16 protein-coding genes are annotated in these 19,568 nt (G+C 63.5%); 10 read left to right on the plus strand and 6 right to left on the minus strand.

Annotated elements, in window-relative coordinates; all coding sequences use genetic code 11:
- The first annotated feature begins 21 nt into the window (after window positions 1–21).
- Entirely contained in the window at window positions 22–3,099 is a 3,078-nt protein-coding gene (locus ACERK3_10405) for a PAS domain-containing protein (protein ID MFA9478708.1), read from the plus strand.
- Window positions 3,100–3,790: 691 nt separating this feature from the next.
- Complete coding sequence (locus ACERK3_10410) at window positions 3,791–4,315, plus strand: outer membrane beta-barrel protein (protein MFA9478709.1); 525 nt, start codon at window positions 3,791–3,793, stop codon at window positions 4,313–4,315.
- A gap of 124 nt (window positions 4,316–4,439) precedes the next feature.
- On the opposite strand, the gene ACERK3_10415 is transcribed toward ACERK3_10410, so the two are convergent.
- Window positions 4,440–5,789: a UvrB/UvrC motif-containing protein gene (locus tag ACERK3_10415; GenBank protein ID MFA9478710.1), complete on the minus strand. Its 1,350-nt coding sequence runs from the start codon at window positions 5,787–5,789 to the stop codon at window positions 4,440–4,442.
- 135 nt (window positions 5,790–5,924) lie between these two features.
- Here ACERK3_10415 and ACERK3_10420 point away from each other — a divergent pair, with 135 nt between their 5' ends.
- The 7 genes from ACERK3_10420 to ACERK3_10450 all read left to right on the plus strand — a co-directional run bounded on the left by ACERK3_10420 (window position 5,925) and on the right by ACERK3_10450 (window position 12,411).
- On the plus strand, window positions 5,925–7,010 hold the full coding sequence (locus ACERK3_10420) for an EAL domain-containing protein (GenBank protein MFA9478711.1): 1,086 nt from the start codon (window positions 5,925–5,927) through the stop codon (window positions 7,008–7,010).
- 387 nt (window positions 7,011–7,397) lie between these two features.
- Window positions 7,398–8,273, plus strand: a complete 876-nt coding sequence (locus ACERK3_10425) for a hypothetical protein (GenBank protein ID MFA9478712.1) — start codon at window positions 7,398–7,400, stop codon at window positions 8,271–8,273.
- A gap of 117 nt (window positions 8,274–8,390) precedes the next feature.
- Window positions 8,391–8,576, plus strand: coding sequence for a hypothetical protein (locus tag ACERK3_10430; protein ID MFA9478713.1), 186 nt, complete (start codon window positions 8,391–8,393; stop codon window positions 8,574–8,576).
- 334 nt (window positions 8,577–8,910) lie between these two features.
- A complete protein-coding gene (locus tag ACERK3_10435) occupies window positions 8,911–9,963 on the plus strand; it encodes a rod shape-determining protein (GenBank protein MFA9478714.1) in 1,053 nt (350 codons plus the stop codon).
- A 231-nt stretch (window positions 9,964–10,194) separates the two neighbouring features.
- The gene (gene mreC, locus ACERK3_10440) at window positions 10,195–11,028 is read left to right on the plus strand and encodes a rod shape-determining protein MreC (GenBank protein MFA9478715.1); all 834 of its coding nucleotides are present in this window, start codon (window positions 10,195–10,197) and stop codon (window positions 11,026–11,028) included.
- A 61-nt stretch (window positions 11,029–11,089) separates the two neighbouring features.
- Window positions 11,090–11,644, plus strand: a complete 555-nt coding sequence (locus ACERK3_10445; protein MFA9478716.1) for a hypothetical protein — start codon at window positions 11,090–11,092, stop codon at window positions 11,642–11,644.
- Window positions 11,645–11,772: 128 nt separating this feature from the next.
- Complete coding sequence (locus ACERK3_10450; protein ID MFA9478717.1) at window positions 11,773–12,411, plus strand: HNH endonuclease; 639 nt, start codon at window positions 11,773–11,775, stop codon at window positions 12,409–12,411.
- Window positions 12,412–12,469: 58 nt separating this feature from the next.
- Here ACERK3_10450 and epsC read toward each other — a convergent pair whose 3' ends face one another.
- From epsC to ACERK3_10470, 4 genes are all read right to left on the minus strand, one after another.
- The gene (gene epsC, locus ACERK3_10455; protein ID MFA9478718.1) at window positions 12,470–13,486 is read right to left on the minus strand and encodes a serine O-acetyltransferase EpsC; all 1,017 of its coding nucleotides are present in this window, start codon (window positions 13,484–13,486) and stop codon (window positions 12,470–12,472) included.
- A 59-nt stretch (window positions 13,487–13,545) separates the two neighbouring features.
- The gene (locus tag ACERK3_10460) at window positions 13,546–14,349 is read right to left on the minus strand and encodes a hypothetical protein (protein ID MFA9478719.1); all 804 of its coding nucleotides are present in this window, start codon (window positions 14,347–14,349) and stop codon (window positions 13,546–13,548) included.
- Between the two features lie 22 nt (window positions 14,350–14,371).
- Entirely contained in the window at window positions 14,372–16,204 is a 1,833-nt protein-coding gene (locus tag ACERK3_10465; protein ID MFA9478720.1) for a CTP synthase, read from the minus strand.
- Between the two features lie 159 nt (window positions 16,205–16,363).
- Window positions 16,364–16,930: a DNA topology modulation protein gene (locus ACERK3_10470; protein ID MFA9478721.1), complete on the minus strand. Its 567-nt coding sequence runs from the start codon at window positions 16,928–16,930 to the stop codon at window positions 16,364–16,366.
- A 234-nt stretch (window positions 16,931–17,164) separates the two neighbouring features.
- Between ACERK3_10470 and ACERK3_10475 the strand changes: the two genes are divergently transcribed.
- Window positions 17,165–18,298 carry a glycosyltransferase family 4 protein gene (locus ACERK3_10475; protein MFA9478722.1) on the plus strand — a complete coding sequence of 378 codons (1,134 nt, stop codon included), beginning with the start codon at window positions 17,165–17,167 and terminating at the stop codon, window positions 18,296–18,298.
- A 270-nt stretch (window positions 18,299–18,568) separates the two neighbouring features.
- On the opposite strand, the gene ACERK3_10480 is transcribed toward ACERK3_10475, so the two are convergent.
- Entirely contained in the window at window positions 18,569–19,444 is an 876-nt protein-coding gene (locus ACERK3_10480) for a helix-turn-helix transcriptional regulator (GenBank protein ID MFA9478723.1), read from the minus strand.
- Window positions 19,445–19,568: the final 124 nt, after the last annotated feature.

A 19,568-nucleotide genomic window follows, 5' to 3' on the forward strand; every position in this document is an offset into this window, starting at 1 on the left:
TGCTGGGGGGCGGAGTTGCTGATGAACCGTCGCCTAAGCGAACAATGGTTGGTTGCTCAGAATCGCGTGCTGGAGCAGTTCAGCTCGGCGCAGCCGTTGTCGGCAGTGATGCGGAGCCTCGCCGAGGGTGCCGAGCGGCAATTGGCGGGAGCGCGGTGTGTGATCATGCTGGCGGATGAGCAGGGCGAGAAGCTGCGGGTTGTTGCCGCGCCGAGCATGTCCGAAGCGTTTCGCGAGCAGATGCCGGCCTTGTCGGTAAGTGAGCAGCACGCGACCTGCGGCATGGCGGCGTATTTGCGCCAGCCTGTGGTGACGACGGACGTGCGGGCGGATGCATGCTGGGCGAATTTCCGCGAGGCGGCGGAGGCGTTTGGCATTCGCGCGTGCTGGTCGACGCCGATGATCGGTGGTGACGGGCACCTGCTGGGCACGTTCGCGCTGACGTACGATCATCCGCGCGAGCCGATGGATGGCGAGACACAGGTGGTCGATACGTGCACGCATCTGGCGGTGATGATCATCGAACGCCGACGACATGAGCGGGCCTTGCGCGAGAGCGAGCAACGCTTTCGCGCGACAGCCGACGCGGCCCCCGTGTTGATCTGGATGTCGGGCCTGGACAAAAAGTGCTTTTACTTCAACAAGGGTTGGCTGGCGTTCACCGGCCGATCGATGGAAGAGGAAGTCGGCGACGGCTGGGCGGAGGGCGTCCACGCGGAGGACCGTGAACGCTGCCTCAAGGTTTACACGGAGGCGTTCGCTCGGCGTGAGCCATTCCGGATGGATTATCGCCTGCGGCGGGCGGACGGCGAATATCGCTGGGTGCTGGATCATGGCGTGCCCCGCCGCATGTCGGACGGCACGTTCGCCGGCTTTATCGGCACTTGCGTGGACATCACCGAACAGCGGCGAACCGAGGAAGAACTTCGCGAAAGCGAGAGTCGGCTACGCTTCACCCTCGACGCGGCGCGCATCGGCACGTGGCAGTGGGACATCGCCACCGGGGCCGTGCATTGGTCGGACAACCTCGCCCGCATCCACGGCCAGAAACCCGAGGAGTTGACCGGACAGTTCGAAGACTTCGTGCAGCATGTCGACCCGGATCATCGCGAGCGCGTGTTGGGCGAAATACGCCAGGCCATCGAGCAGCAAACCACGTACGAGACGGAGTATCCGACGCAGTTCGGGCCCGGCAAGCCGGGGTGGATGGCGACGCGGGGCAAGGTGGTTTACGGCGCGAACCACGAGCCGGTGCGGATGAACGGCGTTTGCATGGACATCACCGACCGTCGCGTGGCGGAGGATCGACTGCGGGCGCACGCGCGTCAGCAGGAGACGGTAGCGCAGCTCGGCCAGCTCGCGCTGGGTGGTGAGGATCTTCAAGGGTTGATGGACGAGATCGTCCGCCGTGTGGCCGAGACGCTGGACGTGCCGTTGACGAAGCTGCTTGAGCTTGAGCCCAGCGGCAAGCAGCTTCGGTTGTGTGCTGGGGTGGGCTGGCAGGAAGGGCTCGTCGGCGAGGGCCGGGTGGGTGCGGAGTTGGACTCGCAGGCGGGTTATACGTTGCAGTCGGATCGGCCGGTGGTGGTGACGGACCTTGCCAGTGAGCAGCGGTTCAACGGTCCGCAGCTGTTGCACGATTATGGTGTGGTCAGTGGGATGAGCGTGGTGGTCCCGGGGCTGGGCGGTCGGCCGTGGGGCGTGTTCGGCGTGCATACGACGGTGCCGCGCGAATTTACGCGGGATGACATCAACTTTCTTCAGTCGGTGGCGCACCTGCTGGCCGCGGCGATTCAGCGCAAAGCCAGCGAGCGCGAGTTGCAGACGCTCAACGAAACGCTGGAGCAGCGGGTGGCGGACCGCACGGCCGTGGCGGAACATCGCGCGGTGCAACTGCGGGCGCTCGCGGCGGAACTGGCGCAAGCGGAGCGGCGCGAACGTCGACGGCTGGCGAAGCTGCTGCACGATCACCTTCAACAGTTGCTCGTGGCGGCGAAGCTGCGCGTCGGGGCGATACAGGGTCGGCTTGAAGAGCCGGAGCTGGCCGACGCGGCCGACCAGGTGGACAAGTTGCTTGAGAAGTCGATCGAGGCGTCACGTTCGCTGACGGTGGAGCTGAGTCCGCCGATCCTTTACGACGCCGGCCTGCCCGCGGCGATCGAATGGCTTTGCCGATGGATGAACGACCAGCATGGCTTGACGGTGCAATTGGACATGGCGGTGGTGGAGGATCAGCGGCCGCTGGGCTCGGAAGTGTGTGTGTTCCTGTTTGATGCGGTGCGGGAGATGTTGTTCAACGTGGTCAAGCATGCGGGGGTGAAAGAGGCGATGGTGCGGGTGACGCATCAGCCGCCGGGGCCGTTGCGCATCGAGGTGGAAGATTGCGGCTCGGGCTTCGAAGCGGCGGCGCTGCATGCCAGCGATGTGACGGCGGCGGGGTTCGGGCTGTTCAGCATTCGAGAGCGCGTGCAGTTGTTCGGCGGCAAGCTGGACCTGCACAGCCAGCGGGGGGAGGGGACGCGCATTACGATCGAGCTGGCGTTGGGGGACGATCAGAGTTCGCCGGCGACGATCGGCGACGCGCCGGCCGGCGAAGGTGGCTCGGGTGGGGATTCACCAACGATTCCGTCGGCGGATGATGCGATTGTCCTGCCTTGCATCGGGCCGAAGGATTCGACGTCGAGCGGTGATAAGACGGATGACGATTCGTCGGAGCGACCGCGTGACCGGGTTCGTGTGCTGGTGGTGGACGATCACGCGCCGCTGCGCAAGGGGTTGATCACGCTGCTGTCGGGCCATCGTGATATCGAAGTGGTGGGTGAAGCGGTGGATGGTGAGATGGCGGTCGAGGCGGCGCAACGGCTTTGCCCGGACGTGGTGTTGATGGACGTGCATATGCCGGGGATTAATGGCATCGAGGCCACACGTCAGATTGCGCAGCTGATGCCGCGGGTGCGGGTTGTGGGCTTGTCGATTGAGGAGCACGAAGAGATGGGCCGAGCGATGCGGCAGGCCGGCGCGGCGCTGTATCTGCCCAAGGGCAGCCCGCCGGCGATGCTGTTCGATGCGATTCGCCAATACACGGCTGTGGCGGAGTGAGCGGGCGTACGGCGTGACAAAACGCAACATTTGGGTCGATCCCGCCATAAAAAAGCGATAAAACTCGATAAAAACAGGCGACTGCGCCGATATAAGGTGGAGACGCCGGCGTGGCCGGGTTCCGGCATTGCTCATGGGGCACGCAGGGGCCGCTGGGCGCTGGCTGGTCGACCGATCAGGCTGGGTCGGCGATATTTTGGTGGATTCGTCCAAGTTCGCGTGAGTGCGGTGGTTGTGGTTTTATGGGGGTCGCGAGGAGTTGAGCAATTGCGAGGTGGTCGTGTTTGTTCACATCCACAAGCTACTTACGAGCGTACTTCCTGCGGCTACGGTGCGCGCTGCTGGTCCGGGATGCGAGCGAAAAACCGGGCGAACCACCACCGAGTTGTTGCTTGCAATTGAGAGATTGCAGGCCTATAAGATGGGAGAGTTGAGTTAGGTGGTGAATCGTACGGGTGATCAAACTAACCCAGGGATCTGCGTTTGACCGGCGGAGGCTGGTACTCACGAATTCAGGGGGGATTCCAAACCGCGGTTCACAATTTGATGTTGACTGTATGTGCCTCTTGAAGGATGTGGTGTCTGCGCACCCTCCGCGAGAGGTCGGGTGATGACGCCGGACGTCGTTGTGCGACGACGAGACGCCGGCCGATGATTCGAAAAGATGCCAAACAATGAAGGAGGCGTCGTGATGCGATACCTGATGATGAGCTTGCTTGCGGTGGTTGTGTTTTCAGCCCCCGCCCTCGCCCAGCAGCCCGGAGCTTTTGGCCCGCGGCAAGGCGATTGGGAAATGACTGTTGCTGGCTTCGGTGCCAGCGATCGAAACATTGACAACGGCAACATTGCCGTGACTGGTGAAGTGGGTCACTACCTGACCCGCGAACTGCTCGTCGGTGCCCGCCAGGACCTGTCCTGGGTTGGCGGCAGCGACACGAGCGACTCGTACGCCGGTGCGACCCGCGCCGTGGCTCAGTGGCACTTTGACTTCGGCGAATGGCGTCCGTTCGTCGGTGCCAACCTGGGTTATGTGTACGGCCGCGACCGTGCCGACTCGGGTACGGTTGGCCCCGAAGGTGGCGTGAAGTGGTACCTGCAGGAGACGACCTTCGTCTTCGCCCGTGCCGGCTTCGACGTTGAGTTCCGCAGCTCGAGCGACATCGATCGTCGCCGCGGCTCGTGGACCTACGCCCTCGGTCTCGGTTTTAACTTCTAAAACCCCGCCCGGCTCACTCCGGTGGGCCGGGCTCTCTTTTCATCACCCGACCGACATAGCAGGCGCAGAAGAAGACCGGCTCGTTCGCGAGCCGGTTTTTTTATGCGCGCGCGATCGGGTCAACCTACTCCCCGATCACTTTCTTCCGCCGCAGGATGTGGTGGTAGTGCTGCGCGAAGCGGTGCGCTTCGTCGCGGATGGCCTGGCAGAGCTTCAACCCTGCGTTGTTGCGGGCGAGGTGAATCGGCTCGCGCTTCTGTTCGGTGTAGATCAGCTCTTCCTTTTTCGCCAGCGCGATGACTTGCGGCGGTTTCATGTCGAGCTGGTCGAACGCGTCGCGAGCGGCGTGCAACTGGCCGAGGCCGCCGTCGATGACGATCAGGTCGGGGTAGAGTTCGTGGCCCTGCCCTGCTTCGCGGTATCGGCGGGACACGACTTCGCGGATGCTGCCGTAGTCGTCGTTGCCGCCTGCGATGGTGTTGATCTTGTATCGGCGGTAGAGGTTTTTCAGGGGTCGGCCGTCGATGAAGGCAACCTTCGAGCCCACGGTTTCGCCGCCCTGAAGATGGGCGATGTCGATGCATTCGATGTAGCGGATCGGCTCATCTCGGCCGAGCGTTTTGCGCAGCGATTCGAGGCCCTTCGTCGGGTCGCTGTAGAACGTCTCGGCTTCGGGTTGCCAGCCCTGGCTTTTCTTGCCGCGCTCGTCGAGCTTTTCGATGGCTTTAATCTGATCGCGCAGCACAGCCGCACGCTCGAAGGCGAGGTCTTTGCTCGCCTGCTCCATCTCGTTGCGCAACTCGCGGAGCATGACAGAGCGTTTGGATTCGAGGAAGCGGATGAAGCGGTCGATGTCTTCGCGGTAGGCCGCCTTGCTGATCTTCGCGGCGCAGGGGGCGGTGCACTGCTTGATCGGGTGGAGCAGGCAGGGGCGGAAGTACGCTCGGCCGTCTTGCTTCGGGTCGGTGTCGTTGATTTCGAGATGGCAGGTGCGGAACTTGAACACGCGTTGGAGCAGTTGCATCGCTTCGCGCAGGGCGCCGCTGGAGGTGAACGGGCCGAGCACTTTCGCGCCTTTGAATTCGGGGTTGCTCGGCTCGCGGGTGATGTAGACGCCGGGGAAGTCATCGCGGAGGGTGATGACGAGGTAGGGGAAGGTTTTGTCGTCGGTGAGGCGGGCGTTGAAGCGGGGGTGGATGTCCTTGATGAGTCGGTTTTCGGTGAGCAGGGCTTCCCACTCGCCTTCGCATTCGATGATGTCGAAGTCGTCGACGACGCCGAGCATGCTTTGCTTTTTCGGGCCGAGGTCTGCGGAGGGGATGAAGTAGCTGCTGACGCGGTTGGGGAGGTTGCCGGCCTTGCCGACGTAGATGACCCGGCCCTGTGCGTCTTTCATGAGATAGACGCCGGGCGTTTTGGGCAGCTCGCGGGCCTTGGCGAGCAGCTGGTCGAGCTTGTCACGGCGGTGGGTCATACGAGGGGTATTTTAGGCCTGTTGGTGAACGGGTGGCGGCGGTTGCAGTCAAGTGACGGGTGTAATAGGCCGACCTAAGGGTGGTCCGGTGGTATTTGTTGTTCCATATGTGCCGGGGAAGGGGAAGTTCAAAACATGGTCTGTCAAGGTAAGCGGTCGGCTCATCGTTGTGTTTGTCGTCAGCCGGTGCCGGAGTTGGGGGTCACGGGGGTGGTGCTGTGTTCACAGTCGCCGGTCGTGAATCTGAAGCTTGCCGAGGCATTTGAACCGGGGCCTGGCGGTACGTTCATGGTCGGTGAGTCGGGTTGGCCGGAGCGTCTGGGCGAATTTATTGAGACGCTCAGTGCGATTGAACGGCGGGACCTGCTGGCGTCGGAGGTGGACGAACAAGGCGAGGCCAATCCGTGGCGAGCGAAGCCGGTGGAGGCGTTGCTGGCACGCGTGCGTTCGCCCTGGCTGCCGCGGCTGCTCAACGCCTCGGCGAAGGGGGATGACCCGGCGACGGGGCTGCGGGCACACTTTCAGCCGATCGTCGATACCCGACGGGGCACGGTGTATGGCTTCGAGGCGCTGGCCCGGGCGACGCTCGATGGCGAAACGATGCCGGCGGGCCCGATCATCGACGCGGCCCGGGCGCATGATGCCATGTTTCAGTTTGATCAACTCGCGCGGCAGGCGGCGATTCGACAGGGTTGGCCTCAGCTTCTGCCGGGCGAACGGCTGTTCATCAACTTCGCGCCGACGGTGATCTACGACCCGGCGGTGTGTTTGCAGTCGACGTGGGAGGCGGCCGAGGCGGTGGGCTGCGATCCGACATCGCTGGTGTTTGAGGTGGTGGAGTCGGAGCAGTTTCCGGACATGAATCACCTGAAGCGGATTCTCGATGCGTACCGCGACCTCGGGGCGCAGGTCGCGCTGGACGACCTTGGGTCGGGGCATACCGCGTTGCATTACATTGACGAGCTGCATCCGGACCTGATCAAGCTGGACCGGAACCTGCTGCCGCGCGACCCCGGCCGAGCGAATCTGTCGCTGCTTCGCGGGCTGGTGGACTACGCTCATGGCCAGGGCATTCGCGTGCTCGCGGAGGGTGTGGAGACGGCGGCGCAGTACGACATGGTGCGAGAGGTGGGCATTGAATACGCGCAGGGCTGGTACTTTGCCAAGCCGACGCCGACGATGTCGCGCGAGCTGGAGGCGGTTGGTGTGGCGGGGGGCTGAGAATCAGATTGCTGACACGACAGCGCGGCCTTGATCCCGCACCCATTCAGCCGCGGGCCTTGGCCCGCGCGTTCGGCCCGGATAGCGCGGTGCAAGCACCGCGGCTAAATGTTGCCAGTGTTAAGCCGTGTTGTCGAAGTAATCGCAAATCGCTGATTGCGGGTTGCTGTGTGTGGGGTTCGGGGCGGTCTCGCGTCGCGGGTGCGGGCTGTTTTCTGCTGTCGGGAGGCATGGTTGCGAGGTGGTTCCGGGAGGGGGGGTGGTTGACAACCGCAAGAGTGTGCAGTAATTAATGTTGGACGATAAAATCGGCCGCTGGTTCTGCGTCCGAATGTTGCGGAAAATTTCTGTGCCCCCGGCCCTTCCTTCATTGGAGAGGACACTCCCTTGAGCATGCTCACCAAGGCGTTCGTCGTACTCGTCACTGTCCTGGCGATTCTTCTGGTTGCGCTGACCGTCTCGTCGGTGGCTCAGTACGAAGATCTCGCATCGGATGTACAGCGGCTGACCAGCGAGCGTGACGCGGCGCGAACGACTGCGACGCTTCGGCAGTCGGAGGTTGAGCGGATTCGGGCGGATTACGACCGTCAGCTTCAGCAGCGTGGCGAAGAGGTTCGTCGGCAGACCGATCGGGTGACGCAGCTCGCAGCGGAGTTGGCGTCGGCGCGAGAGTCGGCGGCGGACGCCCGGGCGGACCTGGAGAAGTGGGAAGCGTCGCTGGAGCGTCTCTCGGCGGCCCAGTCGCAGAGCACGGCGTTGCTGGGCTCGCTGAGCGAGGAACTGGAGCGTCGTCGGGGTGAAACGGTGGAGTTGCAGGGTCGTCTGGTTGAGTCCTCCGGCCGAATCGCCGAGCTGAGCACGCAGGGCGACAGCCTTGAGCGTCAGGTGCGTCGCTTCCGTGAGCGGATGCAGGCGTTGATGGAGGCGAACCGCGAGATTGAAGAGCGTATCGCCCAGGCGCCGCCGGAGCTTCGCGAGTTCATGGCGGACCCGGAGCGGGCCGAGCGTGGCCCGACGCCGACACAGCCGATTTCCGGCCGCATTGTGCAGCTTGACGAGCAGGGCCGCGAGGTCTTCGTGCAGGTCAACGTCGGCAGCAACGACGGCGTGGCCGAGCAGATGGAATTCATGGTTCACCGCGGCGAGCAGTATCTCGGCCGACTGGTGATCGACTCGGTGGAAGCGGACGTGGCGGTCGGTCACATGACGCTGATTCAGGATCGGGTCCAGCAGGGCGACATGATCTTCGCCGGCAGCCTGTGATCGACGACGAGTTGCTATGGCGTCGTGATTGGTTGAGTTGATTCGGTGGACGAACACCATTGCGAGGACGCGCGGCGAACGCGCTGAAGCGTCCCGGGAGTGTGCACGATGGCAGAAATGGGCGGAACACGAGGTGGTGCGAGCCACAATGTCTACACCGTGCTGCTGGCGGCCGCGTTTGTGGCGCTGCTATTGGGCGTCGGTTTCGTGTGGTGGCGGTTCGCGGAGTTGTTCGACACGGCCAACCCGTTCACCGTTTCGCAGGCGACGATCGAGACGCTGCGTACGACGATGCTGATGTAATCGGTTGGGCGATGGCGGATGTCGGGTTCTCGCTGGAATGCCCCCGCGTGGGCGCGTGGGCTAAACGGTGGGTTTGGGGGTGATGAGTGCGGGGGGCGGGGGAGTCTGGCGGCGGGGTCGCGTTGCTGGATTAATTTCAAGGCTTAAAACTGAAGGTCGACCGGGGCGGATCGCCGATCATGGGGAGGGATGTTGTTTGCGTCCTCTTCGTTGTGGTGCGCGCGTCGCGGTGCTGTGACGGTCGCGATGCGACAGGCAGAGGCGATGTGGTTATCATTCACGCTTTACGCAACTTGACGGCCGCGGCCGTCTACGGGCTGAAAGGGATCGGGGCTTGTTCCTCGACAACATATTAAGCTGGTTCAGCGTCGACATGGGTATCGACCTCGGCACGTGTAACACCTTGGTGTGCGTGCGAGGCGAAGGTATCGTGTTGAATGAGCCGAGCGTGGTGGCGGTGAAGAAGGGCACGAACCAGGTGCTCGACAACGGCAACGCGGTCGGCTGGGTGGCGAAGGAGATGCTCGGCAAGACGCCGGGGAGCATTACCGCCATCCGCCCGTTGAAAGACGGCGTGATCTCGGACTTCGAGATCACCGAGGCAATGCTGGGCTATTTCATTCGCAAGGTCAACGGCAAACGGCCGTTCGTGAAGCCGCGGGTGGTGATCGCTGTGCCTTCGGGCATCACGGCCGTCGAGAAGCGGGCGGTGCTCGACTCGGCAGAGCGGGCCGGGGCCCGGCGGGTGTATCTCGTCGAAGAGCCGATGGCGGCGGGCATCGGTGCGAACCTGCCCATCGTCGAAGCGACAGCGAGCATGATCGTGGACATCGGCGGCGGCACGACGGAAGTGGCGATCATGTCGCTGGCCGACATCGCGCAATGCGAGTCGGTGCGGGTGGCGGGTGACGACCTCGACGAGTCGATCATCAACCACATGAAAAAAGCGTACAACCTCATGATCGGCGAGCAGACCGCGGAAAAGATCAAGAAAGAGATCGGCTCGGCGGTGCCCATGGGCGAAGAGCAGTCGATGGAGGTTCGCGGTCGCGACATGATCTCCGGCCTGCCGCGCAAGACGGTGGTGACCAGCGAAGAGATTCGCGAAGCGTTGCAGGAGCCGCTGTCGGCGATCATCGAAACGGTAACGCGGACGCTGGAGCGGGCCGAGCCGGAACTGGCTGCCGACCTGGTGGACAACGGCATCGTGCTCGCGGGCGGCGGTGCGTTGCTGCGTGGCATTGCGGACGTGATTTCCAATGCGACCGGCCTGGACTGCCGAGTGGCGGAAGACCCGCTGACGTGTGTGGCCCGTGGCACGGCGATCTACCTCGAACATATCGAGGAATGGAAGCACACGATGGAAAGCGACATGGACGATGGGTGACGCGTCTGCGTGATGCTGGGGGGGCTGCCCTTTCTCTTCTTACTCCTAATCCTGGTTCCTGATCCTGAATTCGAACCGCGAATTGGAAGCAGGAACCGCGATTAAGAGTAGGAGTAGGATTAAGATTAGGGTTAGGAATTAGGGCGGGGGGAGCGCTCCGCTGCGCTTCGCGGCTAAGGGGGACGTGGGGGTGGCGTAGCCTTTTGTTTTGTCGTCCAGAGTGCTTTTCTCATGCGTCGTTCGTTGTTGACACCTCGTCGGGCGTTGGTGCTTGTCACGGCGGTGCTGCTGGTGACGAGCCTGCTGCCGTTGCGCGTGGTGTCGTGGGTGGGCAACCCGGCGCGGGAGGTGGTGGCGGCGGTGCAGATGCCGGTGACCGTGCCGCTGAAGAGCATCGGCGATGCCGTGCGTCGGCCGACGCCGGTGCAGCTTGATGTGGCGGACGAGCATCATCCGGGTCACGCCCGGCTGTACATCGAGCGGTTGGAACAGGAAGTCGAGCAGCTTCGGCGAGAGAACCAGGCGTTGCAGCAGGTGCGCGGCGTGCTGGGCGAAGAGCGGTCGGTGCAGGCGCTGCTCGCGCGGGTAGGCGGCGTGTCGGGCGATCGGCTGAACCCGACGCTGCGGATCAATCGCGGCTCGCGCGACGGGGTTGGCCGAGGGCAGGCGGTGGTGAGCGGGTTTACGCTGGTGGGCGAGATCGAGCGGGCCGGGCCGGTGAGTGCCGACGTTCGGCTGTTCACCGCGGCGGAGACACGGCTGCAAGTGCGAATCATCCCGTCAGACCCGACGGCGGAGGAACGGCGTTACACCGCCTGGATGGACATTCAAGACGGCGGCAGCGTGTTTGTGATCGAAGCCGAGCGAGGCGATCCGGTGGAGGCGGGCGACTGGGCGCATCTGGCGGATGAGCGATGGCCGCGCGAGGCGAGGGGGTTTGTGGTGGCGCAGGTGATCGACGCTCGGCCGGACCCGAGCGACCCGCATCGGTTGATGCGCGTAACGCTTTCGCCAGCGGTGGACCTCATGGCGCTGCGGCAGGTGACGGTGCTCGTGCCGGAATAGCCGCGGAGAATGTGGGATGTTGGAAACATTCGACATCCGCGATTGAACATTCGCGAATTACATGAACTGGCTGATTTTCATCATCGCGGCGTATGTGTTGCTGGCTCTGGAGTCGGGGCTGCGGCTGTTGCTGCAGGTGTGGGGCGTGTCGCCGAGCCTGCTGCTGGTGCTCGCGGTGTATGTGGGGCTGATGGCGCCGAGCGCGGTCGTGCCTTGGGCGTTTTTGATTCTGGGTTTGCTCACGGACCTTCAGCCGGGGCCGGTGCGTGATGGCACGGTGATCGGGCCGGCGGCGCTGGGGTATCTGGCGGGGGCGTACGTGGTGCTGCAACTGCGGGGGATGGTGTTTCGCGAGTCGGTGCTGGCGCTGGCGGTGCTGGTGCTGGTGGTGGGGATATTCGTGCAACTGGTTTATGTGGCGTTGCTGACGGCGCGGGGGATGGGGATGCTCACCGCCGAGCCGATCGTGGGCTGGAGCACGCCGGACCAGTTGGCGCATCGGTTTGTGATGCTGCTGTACACAGCGGTGGCGGCGGTGCCGTTGGGGTTCGTGCTGTTTCGCACGGCCGGGGCGTGGGGCTTTGCAAACCGGGCCCGGACAGAGCGGCATTTTTGATTTTCACCTCGGCCTGCTCCCCATTCACCAAACGCTGACACGGGCAAAAGTTGCCCCTTCGCCGACCACTGGCTAACATCCGATGCATCGGGATTCCCCGTAGACTTGGCCCCGCACAGGATTTATCCATGAGCGGATCGGCAACAGCGCTGAACAGCCACGTGCTTGTCCTCAATAAAATGTGGATGGCGATCCGTGTCGTGGACGCCCGCCGGGCGTTTTCGCTGCTCTGCCGCGACCTCGCGGAGGTCATCCGTGTCGACGATGGCTCGTACACGGCGTACGATTTCGAATCGTGGACCGATGTGTCGACGACCCGCGACCAGTTCGCCCGCCTTGAGCCGGACGCTTACGAGTGGGTGCGGACCGTGCGGATCGACCTGGCAGTACCGAAGGTGATCCGCCTGCTCGGCTATGACAAGCTGCCCCGGCAGGATGTGAAGCTCAACCGCCGTAACATTTTCGCCCGCGACCACAACCTCTGCCAGTACTGCGGCGAGCGGTTTCCCACCAGCGAGCTGAGCCTCGACCACGTCAACCCGCGCACGCTCGGCGGGGAGAGTTCGTGGACGAATCTGGTGTGTGCCTGCACGCGGTGCAATGCGAAGAAGGGCGGCCGAACGCCGGAGCAGGCGCGGATGCACCTGATCCGCAAGCCGGTGAAGCCGACGCGGAACCCGGTGATCAGTTTGAGGCTGGGCAGCGACAAGTACGCGTCGTGGCGCGCGTTTCTGGATAATGCGTACTGGTCGGTGGAGTTGAAGTAGGCGCGTGGTGTGGGACGCCCACAGCGTGACGCTGTGGGCGTCGAGGGGGGGATCAAAATCAGATCTGGAAGTCGTGGCCCTGCGGCAGTTCGAGCTCGGGGATGTCGGAGTCGGCGTCGCGGCGTTTTTTCTTGCGCACTTTTTTGGCGCTGAGCTTCAGCTCCGGCTGTTTCATGGTGACGGTGTGGCCGGGCGGAACGCTGGAGGTGATGAAGACCGAGCCGCCGATGGTGGAACCTTCGCCGACGACGGTTTCGCCGCCGAGGATGATTGCCCCGCCGTAGATGGTGACGTCATTGCCGAGGGTGGGGTGTCGCTTTCGGCCGCGCCAGATCTGCCCGCCCTTGGTCGAGAGTGCACCGAGGGTGACGCCCTGGTAGAGCTTGACGCGGTCGCCGATGATGGTGGTTTCGCCGATGACGACGCCCGTGCCGTGGTCGATGAAGAACGACTCGCCGATCTGAGCGCCGGGGTGGATGTCGATGCCGGTTTCGTTGTGAGCGTATTCGCTCATGATGCGTGGCAGGAGCGGGACGTTGAGTTTGTAGAGTTCGTGGGCGACGCGGTGGATGAAGATCGCGTCGACGCCGGGGTAGCAGAAGATGGTTTCGTCGGTGGAGCTGGCGGCCGGGTCGCCGTCGAAGGCGGCCTGGACGTCGAGCGCGAGCTGTCGGCGGAGCTCGGGCAGCTGGCTGAGCAGGGCGGTGGTCAACTCGCGGGCGCGGGTGTCGCAGGCGGTGCAGGTGTCGCCTTCGCCGGGCTCGCCGGTGCGGTTTTTGTCATAGCGGAGGGCTTGGCGGATCTGTTCGTAGAGGGCTTCGTCGATGCAGGTGAGCAGTTCGCCCACGTGGAAGCGGACGTTGTCGCTGGTGATGCGGTGCTCGTCGAAGAAGCCGGGGAAGATGACCTTGCGGATCAGTTCGAGCAGGTCGATCGTGCGGGCGCGGTTGGGCAGGAAGGTGGCGTCGAGGTGGTGCGTGCGGTCGTCAGCCTGATAGCTGCGGACGAACTGCTCGACAACATCGTTGATGCGGGCGGCGGCATCGCGGTCAGGTTGGTCGGGGTCGGGGGGCATGAGGGGGTATTGTAGCTACAGAACCAACCGAATACTGCCTTGCCGCGGCTGAAGATCGGTCAGGGCAGATACGTGGTCGGGGCAAACACCTGATCGTCGATCGGGTGATCTGTTTGCAACTCTACAAGTTTAAGGATGACCGAAGCTTCCGGAGCATCGAGTCGCTCAAGCCGGAACAATTTTACGAGGTGATGCTCATCGCTGATGCCGAAAAATGCGGAGATCTCGCCAAATTCGTCGTGAATATAAACGCCCGGATAGTCTTCGTCCGTTTCCGCGACCTCGTTCACCTTGTCGGGGGTCGTTTGCATGATCCTCATCACTGGCATGTTTGAGATCAGCAGAGCCAGGTCAGGCGTGAGAGCAAATGGGAAGACGCGGTGGAACTGTTCGAACGCGACATCACCTTCGATCGGCAAAGAATTGTGAGAGCGATTGCCGTGGCCATCATCGCTGATGAGATGTACCGCCGTACCGTCAAAAATCACCGTGTCTCTGGTGCCGATTGAGTGGTCAGGTTCATCAGGTGATGCTTCATCAGGTACAGATATTCGGTAGAGGATCAAGCCGGCCTTGCGGTCGAAGGCGATTTGAATGATGGGCCAGGCCTCAAGGTCCCCAATCTCATTCGTTACTGGATTCCGCAATTCCCATTTGGCTTCGTAGTGGTTTACTTCCTGGTATGCCTTGACCAGATTTCGGAGCCTCGGTTGCTCTTGCGTAGCTTCATCGAACCACTGGTTATAGAAGCCAATCAATTCGTCCTGTTCTTCAGCACTTGCCTCGCAAAGATAAACATTCCCTACGACTGCCCCGGCGAACCAGATCAACACGCATAGGAATTGTTGCACATGACGTTTCATGCATGCCCCTCAGAATAAATGGTTAGCTTGCGGGCTGGAGGTCGGCTTTGGGGAGCCAGCGCGTGGTGATCTGCTCGGCAGTGAGATTGGGGCTCGCGTGGCGGATGGCGGCGGCGACGAGGCCCATGAACATCGGCTGCGGGCGAAGCGGTCGGCCGGTCAGCTCGGGGTGGAACTGGGCGCCGATGAAGTACGGGTGCTTGCTCGGCGGTAATTCGAGAATCTGCATGATCGGTTGCTTCGGGTGTCGGCCGGAGAAGACCAGGCCCGCGGCTTCGAGCTGTTCGATGTAGCTCGGGTCGACCTCGTAGCGATGGCGGAAGCGTTCGCGGACGGTGTAGCCGAGCTTGCCGTCGTCGCCCTGGCTTCGCTCGCGATAGAGGAAGGCAGCGAGGCTGTTGGCTTTCAGCTGCACATCCTGGCCGCCGAGCCGCATCGATCCGCCGAGGCCTTCGATCTGCTTCTGCTCGGGGAGGATGTCGATCACGGCGTGCTTCGTGTTCGCGTCGAACTCGCTGGAACTGGCGTCGTCAATGTTGCAGACGTTGCGGGCGTATTCGATGACCGCCATCTGGAAGCCGAGGCAGATGCCCAGGTAGGGCAGGTCGTTCTCACGGCAGTAGCGGACGCAGGCGATTTTGCTTTCCGTACCCCGCTGGCCGAAGCCGCCCGGGACGATGACGCCGTCGAGGTGTTTGAGCACGCGGTCGACGTGCGTGGGCTCGATCTTGGTCGTGTCGATCCACTCGACGTCAACGTCGGCGGACAGGTGCGAGCCGCAGTGTTCGATGGCCTTGTCGATGCTGGCGTAGGCGTCGCGGAGCGAGGCGTACTTGCCGGTGATGCCGATGCGGATCTTGTGCTTGCGGTCGCCGGTGAGCTTGCGGACGAAGCTGCGCCATTGCTCGCGGGCCGTGTCTTCGTGGGCTTGGTTGACTCGGCTGTGCATGTCGAGCAGCGAGAGCACTTCGCGGTCCAGACCCGCGTTGCGCAGGTCTTCGGGGATGGTGTAGATGCTCTGGCGGTCGTGCATGGAAAAGACGCGGCGCATCGGGACGTTGGAGAACATCGCGATTTTTTCCATGGCCGGGGCGAGCACTTCGCTGTGTGCCCGGCAGGCGACCAGATGCGGCTGAACGCCGGCTTCCATGAGCTTCTTCAGGCCCAGTTGCGCGGCTTTGGACTTCTGTTCGCCGAGCGCGGGCGGTTCGATGACGTAGGTGAGCGCGACGAAACAGACGCTGTTTTCGCCTTCTTCGAAAGCGAGTTGGCGGAGGGCTTCGATATAGAAGCCGTTTTCGTAGTCGCCCACGGTTCCGCCGACTTCGACGAAGACGACGTCGGCGTTCTGCTTGACCGCGAGTTCGCGGAGCATGTACTTCACTTCGCCGGTGACGTGGGGGATCATCTGCACGTCTCGGCCGAGGTATCCGCCGTGGCGTTCTTTGTCGAGCACGCGTCGGAAGACCTGGCCGGAGGTGACGTAGTTGTCGCGCGTGAGGTTCTGGTCGAGCATTCGCTCGTAGGTGCCCAGGTCCATATCGGTTTCGAGGCCGTCATCGAGGACGAACACTTCGCCGTGGCGGTAGGGGTTGAGCGTGCCGGAGTCGATGTTGAGGTAGCCCTCCATTTTGATGGGGGCGACGGTGAGGCCTTTGTCTTTGAGGAGCTTGGCGAGGCTGGAGGAGAAGATGCCCTTGCCCAGGCCGGACATGACCGTGCCGAGGACGACGACGTACTTGTGTCGGCCTTGCTTGTAGCCGGGCGGGACGGGGTTGAAAAACTCCGAGTCGTGGGTCTTCTGTCCCGCTTCGGTGAGGATGTCTTGCGGATTGTCGGGGGGCGTGTGGGGCATGACCTACCGTACCATGGGGGGGGTGGCGCATCAAGGTGATTGTAGGCGTGGGGGGAATCGCTGATCGCTGATTTCTGATTGCTGATTGTTCGGGACGGTCGCGAATGAACTGCGGCGGCCGGTGCATTCAATCAGCGATTAGCGATCAGCAATCAGCGATCAACGCTCTTCTGCCGCGACGTGCTGGGCACGTTGGAGGCGGTGGAGGAAGCGTTTGACGTCGGCGCGGGAGCGGAGGCGGATGATGGTTTTTTCGCCGTTCGTGCTGGCAAGGCGGTGCAGTTGCTGGAGGATGCGGGGTCGGCGGGTGCGGCGGTAATTCCAGATCCATTTGAGAAAGGTGGGGTCCGGCAGCCGTTCCGGGCAGCCTTCGCCCATGTCCGGCCGGGTTCGGCCATAGTGCCGCAACGTCCGCCAGATCACTCGGCGGAGGCAGACGCGCCGGGGCATGTCGAGGAAGATCACGGTGTCGGCGGCGGCGAGGCGGATGTCCAGCGTCGCCCCGTAGTTGCCGTCGATGATCCAGCGGTCGCGCCGCACCAGCTGGCGCTGGCGGTCGGCCCACTCCTCGCGCTCGGACTCGACCCAGCCGGGCTGCCAGTGAAGGGCGTCGAGGTGGAAGACCTCAATTTCCAGCAGTTGGCCCAGCTCGCGGGCGAGGGTGGACTTGCCTGCGCCGCCACAGCCGATGATCGCGATGCGCTGCATGGGGCCGGTGGGGCACATAGCAGGTGATGATGACGGGTTGGTGGCGATGAGGCAAAGGGGGAGGGGGAGGGAATTTCTAATTGCTAATTTCTAATTGCTAATTGCTAATTGCGGATTGCGGATCGCTGATTCCTGATCGGGTCCCGCACCGATGCGATGAGCGATCAGCAATTAGCAATTAGCAATTAGAAATGCCCCCGCAGGGGGCCTTGCGTTTGCCATTCGGCGCGGAAGCGTCTCCAATATCGGCTCATGATTGTCCTGAGCCTGTCGTTGGCGTTGGTCGCGTTTCTTATCAGCCTGCCGCTGACGGGGCTGCTGGTGTGGGTGAGTCGTCGGCGGGGCTGGCTGGATGCGGTGGGAGCGGAAGGGCATAAGCTGCATGTGCAGCCGACGCCTAACGTCGGCGGGGTGGCGATCTTTACCGCAGTGGCGATGCCGATGGCGCTGGCGATGCTCGCGGTCTGGCTGGTGCCCGATGCCCAGTGGCAGCGGTTTGCGCCGGACATCAGCATCCACCTGCCGGGCCTGCGGGCGATGACGGCGGTGGGCGGCGGCGTGCTGACGGGCATGGCGCTGCTGCACCTCGTCGGCCTGCTGGACGACCGCCGATCGCTGGGGCCGATGATCAAACTCACCGCGCAGACCGCGGTGGCGCTGGGGCTGGTCGTGCTCGCTGACATGCGCGTGCTCACGCTGCTCGACGTCTACGGCGTGCCGGGCACGGCTCTGAGTATCGTGCTCGCGACCACCTGGATCGTCGTCATCGTCAACGCCTTCAACTTCCTCGACAACATGGACGGCCTGAGCGCGGGCGTCGCGGCGATCATCGCAGCTCTCTACCTCGTCGCCACCATCATCGGCGGACAGTGGTTCGTCGCGGGGTTGGCAGCCCTGCTGCTCGGGGCGCTGGTGGGCTTCCTGGTGTGGAACTTTCCGCCAGCCAAGATTTTCATGGGCGACGCCGGCTCACTGGTGGTCGGGCTGACGCTGGCGGTGATTTCCATTCGGACGACCTATTTCGACACGGACACGCTTCAGCCCGAGGCCGGCCGAGCGTGGTACGGGCTGTTGATGCCGCTGGTGGTGATGGCGGTACCGCTGTATGACTTCGTGAGCGTGACGGTGGTGCGAGTGGCGCAGGGACGAAGCCCGTTTGTGGGCGATCACAGCCACTTTTCGCATCGGCTGGTGAAACTGGGGCTCTCCCGCCGACGGGCGGTGGGGGTGATCTGGCTTTGCACGCTGGCGACCGCCTTGGGCGGAGTGATGCTTGGATCGCTGGCGACGTGGCAGGTGTTGCTCGTGGCGGCGCAGGTGGCGGCGGTGCTCGCGCTGCTCGCGGTGCTCGAACACGGCACCGCCAAGCGGCGCGGCGAGGTGTAATAGCGAGGCATGGTTGATGCCGTTGGGCACTCGGCCTCGGGCAGTGTCTACTTTGAGTGTCACCGCTTGTTAGTACGACAACGCGAGTTCTATTTGCCGCGGGCCTTGGCCCGCGCGTTCGGCCCTGCGGGCCGAAAAAGGCGGTGCGAGCACCGCCGCTAAATGTCGCATGTGCAGAAGCCGCGTTGTCGAATTAGAAGTCGACTCGATTTGTAAGTAGTGGCACCCGATCAAACATAGGCCCCAGCTCGGCCCCGACCCCGGCTGCGCTCACGCCTCGCGGTCGCCGATCGTTTGCTGGCGGTACGCGCGCGGCGACTGGCCGAGGCTGCGGCGGAAGACGCGCGAAAAGTAGAGCGGATCGTTGTAGCCGACCCGTCGCGCGACGTCGGCGATCGACAGCGACGGCTCGTTCAACAGCACGGCCGACCACTGCAACTTGATCGCCTGCCACTCCGCGTGCACGGTACGCCCGAGCAGTTGCCGACCCACTCGGCAGAGGTGGGCCTTGCTCATCGCGAAATGCTCCGCCACCGGCGCGAGGTGGGCCGGCTCCGCCATGTGGTCGCGCAGGTAGCCGCGCAGCGACTCGGCCGTCAGCGGCGGCAGCGACGTCGGCTCGGCGGAGCGGTGGTCCAGCGTGGTCAGGGCCGACATCAGCGCCGCTTCGAGCACGGTGGGGCGCTCGGGCTGCTCGTTGGCGGGGTCGTGGCGGATGTGGCGGGCGTGCAGCGTGGCGAGCAGCGGCTCGGCCGCCTCGGACCAGCGGGGATGCCGGAAAAACGCCTGTCCGCCGCCCTGTTCGTCGCGGATGCGGCGGGCCGTGGTCAACGCCTCGCCGCCGGCGAAGCGGCAGTAGACATGGTCGTAAGGTCGGTCGGCGTCCGCCATGAGAATGCCCGGCTCGACATGGGGCAGCACGAGCCCGACCATGCCCGCCGCGATTGTCTGCCGCGATCGGCCGTGCAGGTAGACGCCCCGGCCGGCGAGGACGATGGTGAGCATGGCGTCATCGTGAAACGTGCCGCGCGTGGAATGAAACGGGTCGTCGCGCATCCGCCCCAGCGTCCGCACGCGGTAGGCCAGCGTCGTCGCCGGCGGCTGCGGCCGATCGGCGTGTTGGGGGTGAAAATCAATATTGTCCATGTTTTGGCGCAATCATCCCATGTTCACGGGCGATATTTTCGACATAATACAGTTATTGTAAACCGCCTCGAAGTTATGACGCGCATATCAAGCGCAATTTCACGCCAGACCTGGAGCCTGATTC

This window comes from Phycisphaerales bacterium AB-hyl4 (assembly GCA_041821185.1).
Lineage (GTDB): Bacteria > Planctomycetota > Phycisphaerae > Phycisphaerales > Phycisphaeraceae > Natronomicrosphaera > Natronomicrosphaera hydrolytica.

What these genes read in the sequence shown, in the direction of transcription:
- ACERK3_10405 (MFA9478708.1), top strand. Translation starts at nt 22, where the DNA reads ATGAACCGTCGCCTAAGCGAACAATGGTTGGTTGCTCAGAATCGCGTG.
- ACERK3_10410 (MFA9478709.1), top strand. Translation starts at nt 3,791, where the DNA reads ATGCGATACCTGATGATGAGCTTGCTTGCGGTGGTTGTGTTTTCAGCC.
- ACERK3_10415 (MFA9478710.1), bottom strand. Translation starts at nt 5,789, where the DNA reads ATGACCCACCGCCGTGACAAGCTCGACCAGCTGCTCGCCAAGGCCCGC.
- ACERK3_10420 (MFA9478711.1), top strand. Translation starts at nt 5,925, where the DNA reads ATGGTCTGTCAAGGTAAGCGGTCGGCTCATCGTTGTGTTTGTCGTCAG.
- ACERK3_10430 (MFA9478713.1), top strand. Translation starts at nt 8,391, where the DNA reads ATGGGCGGAACACGAGGTGGTGCGAGCCACAATGTCTACACCGTGCTG.
- mreC (MFA9478715.1), top strand. Translation starts at nt 10,195, where the DNA reads ATGCGTCGTTCGTTGTTGACACCTCGTCGGGCGTTGGTGCTTGTCACG.
- ACERK3_10445 (MFA9478716.1), top strand. Translation starts at nt 11,090, where the DNA reads ATGAACTGGCTGATTTTCATCATCGCGGCGTATGTGTTGCTGGCTCTG.
- ACERK3_10450 (MFA9478717.1), top strand. Translation starts at nt 11,773, where the DNA reads ATGAGCGGATCGGCAACAGCGCTGAACAGCCACGTGCTTGTCCTCAAT.
- epsC (MFA9478718.1), bottom strand. Translation starts at nt 13,486, where the DNA reads ATGCCCCCCGACCCCGACCAACCTGACCGCGATGCCGCCGCCCGCATC.
- ACERK3_10460 (MFA9478719.1), bottom strand. Translation starts at nt 14,349, where the DNA reads ATGAAACGTCATGTGCAACAATTCCTATGCGTGTTGATCTGGTTCGCC.
- ACERK3_10465 (MFA9478720.1), bottom strand. Translation starts at nt 16,204, where the DNA reads ATGCCCCACACGCCCCCCGACAATCCGCAAGACATCCTCACCGAAGCG.
- ACERK3_10470 (MFA9478721.1), bottom strand. Translation starts at nt 16,930, where the DNA reads ATGTGCCCCACCGGCCCCATGCAGCGCATCGCGATCATCGGCTGTGGC.
- ACERK3_10475 (MFA9478722.1), top strand. Translation starts at nt 17,165, where the DNA reads ATGATTGTCCTGAGCCTGTCGTTGGCGTTGGTCGCGTTTCTTATCAGC.
- ACERK3_10480 (MFA9478723.1), bottom strand. Translation starts at nt 19,444, where the DNA reads ATGGACAATATTGATTTTCACCCCCAACACGCCGATCGGCCGCAGCCG.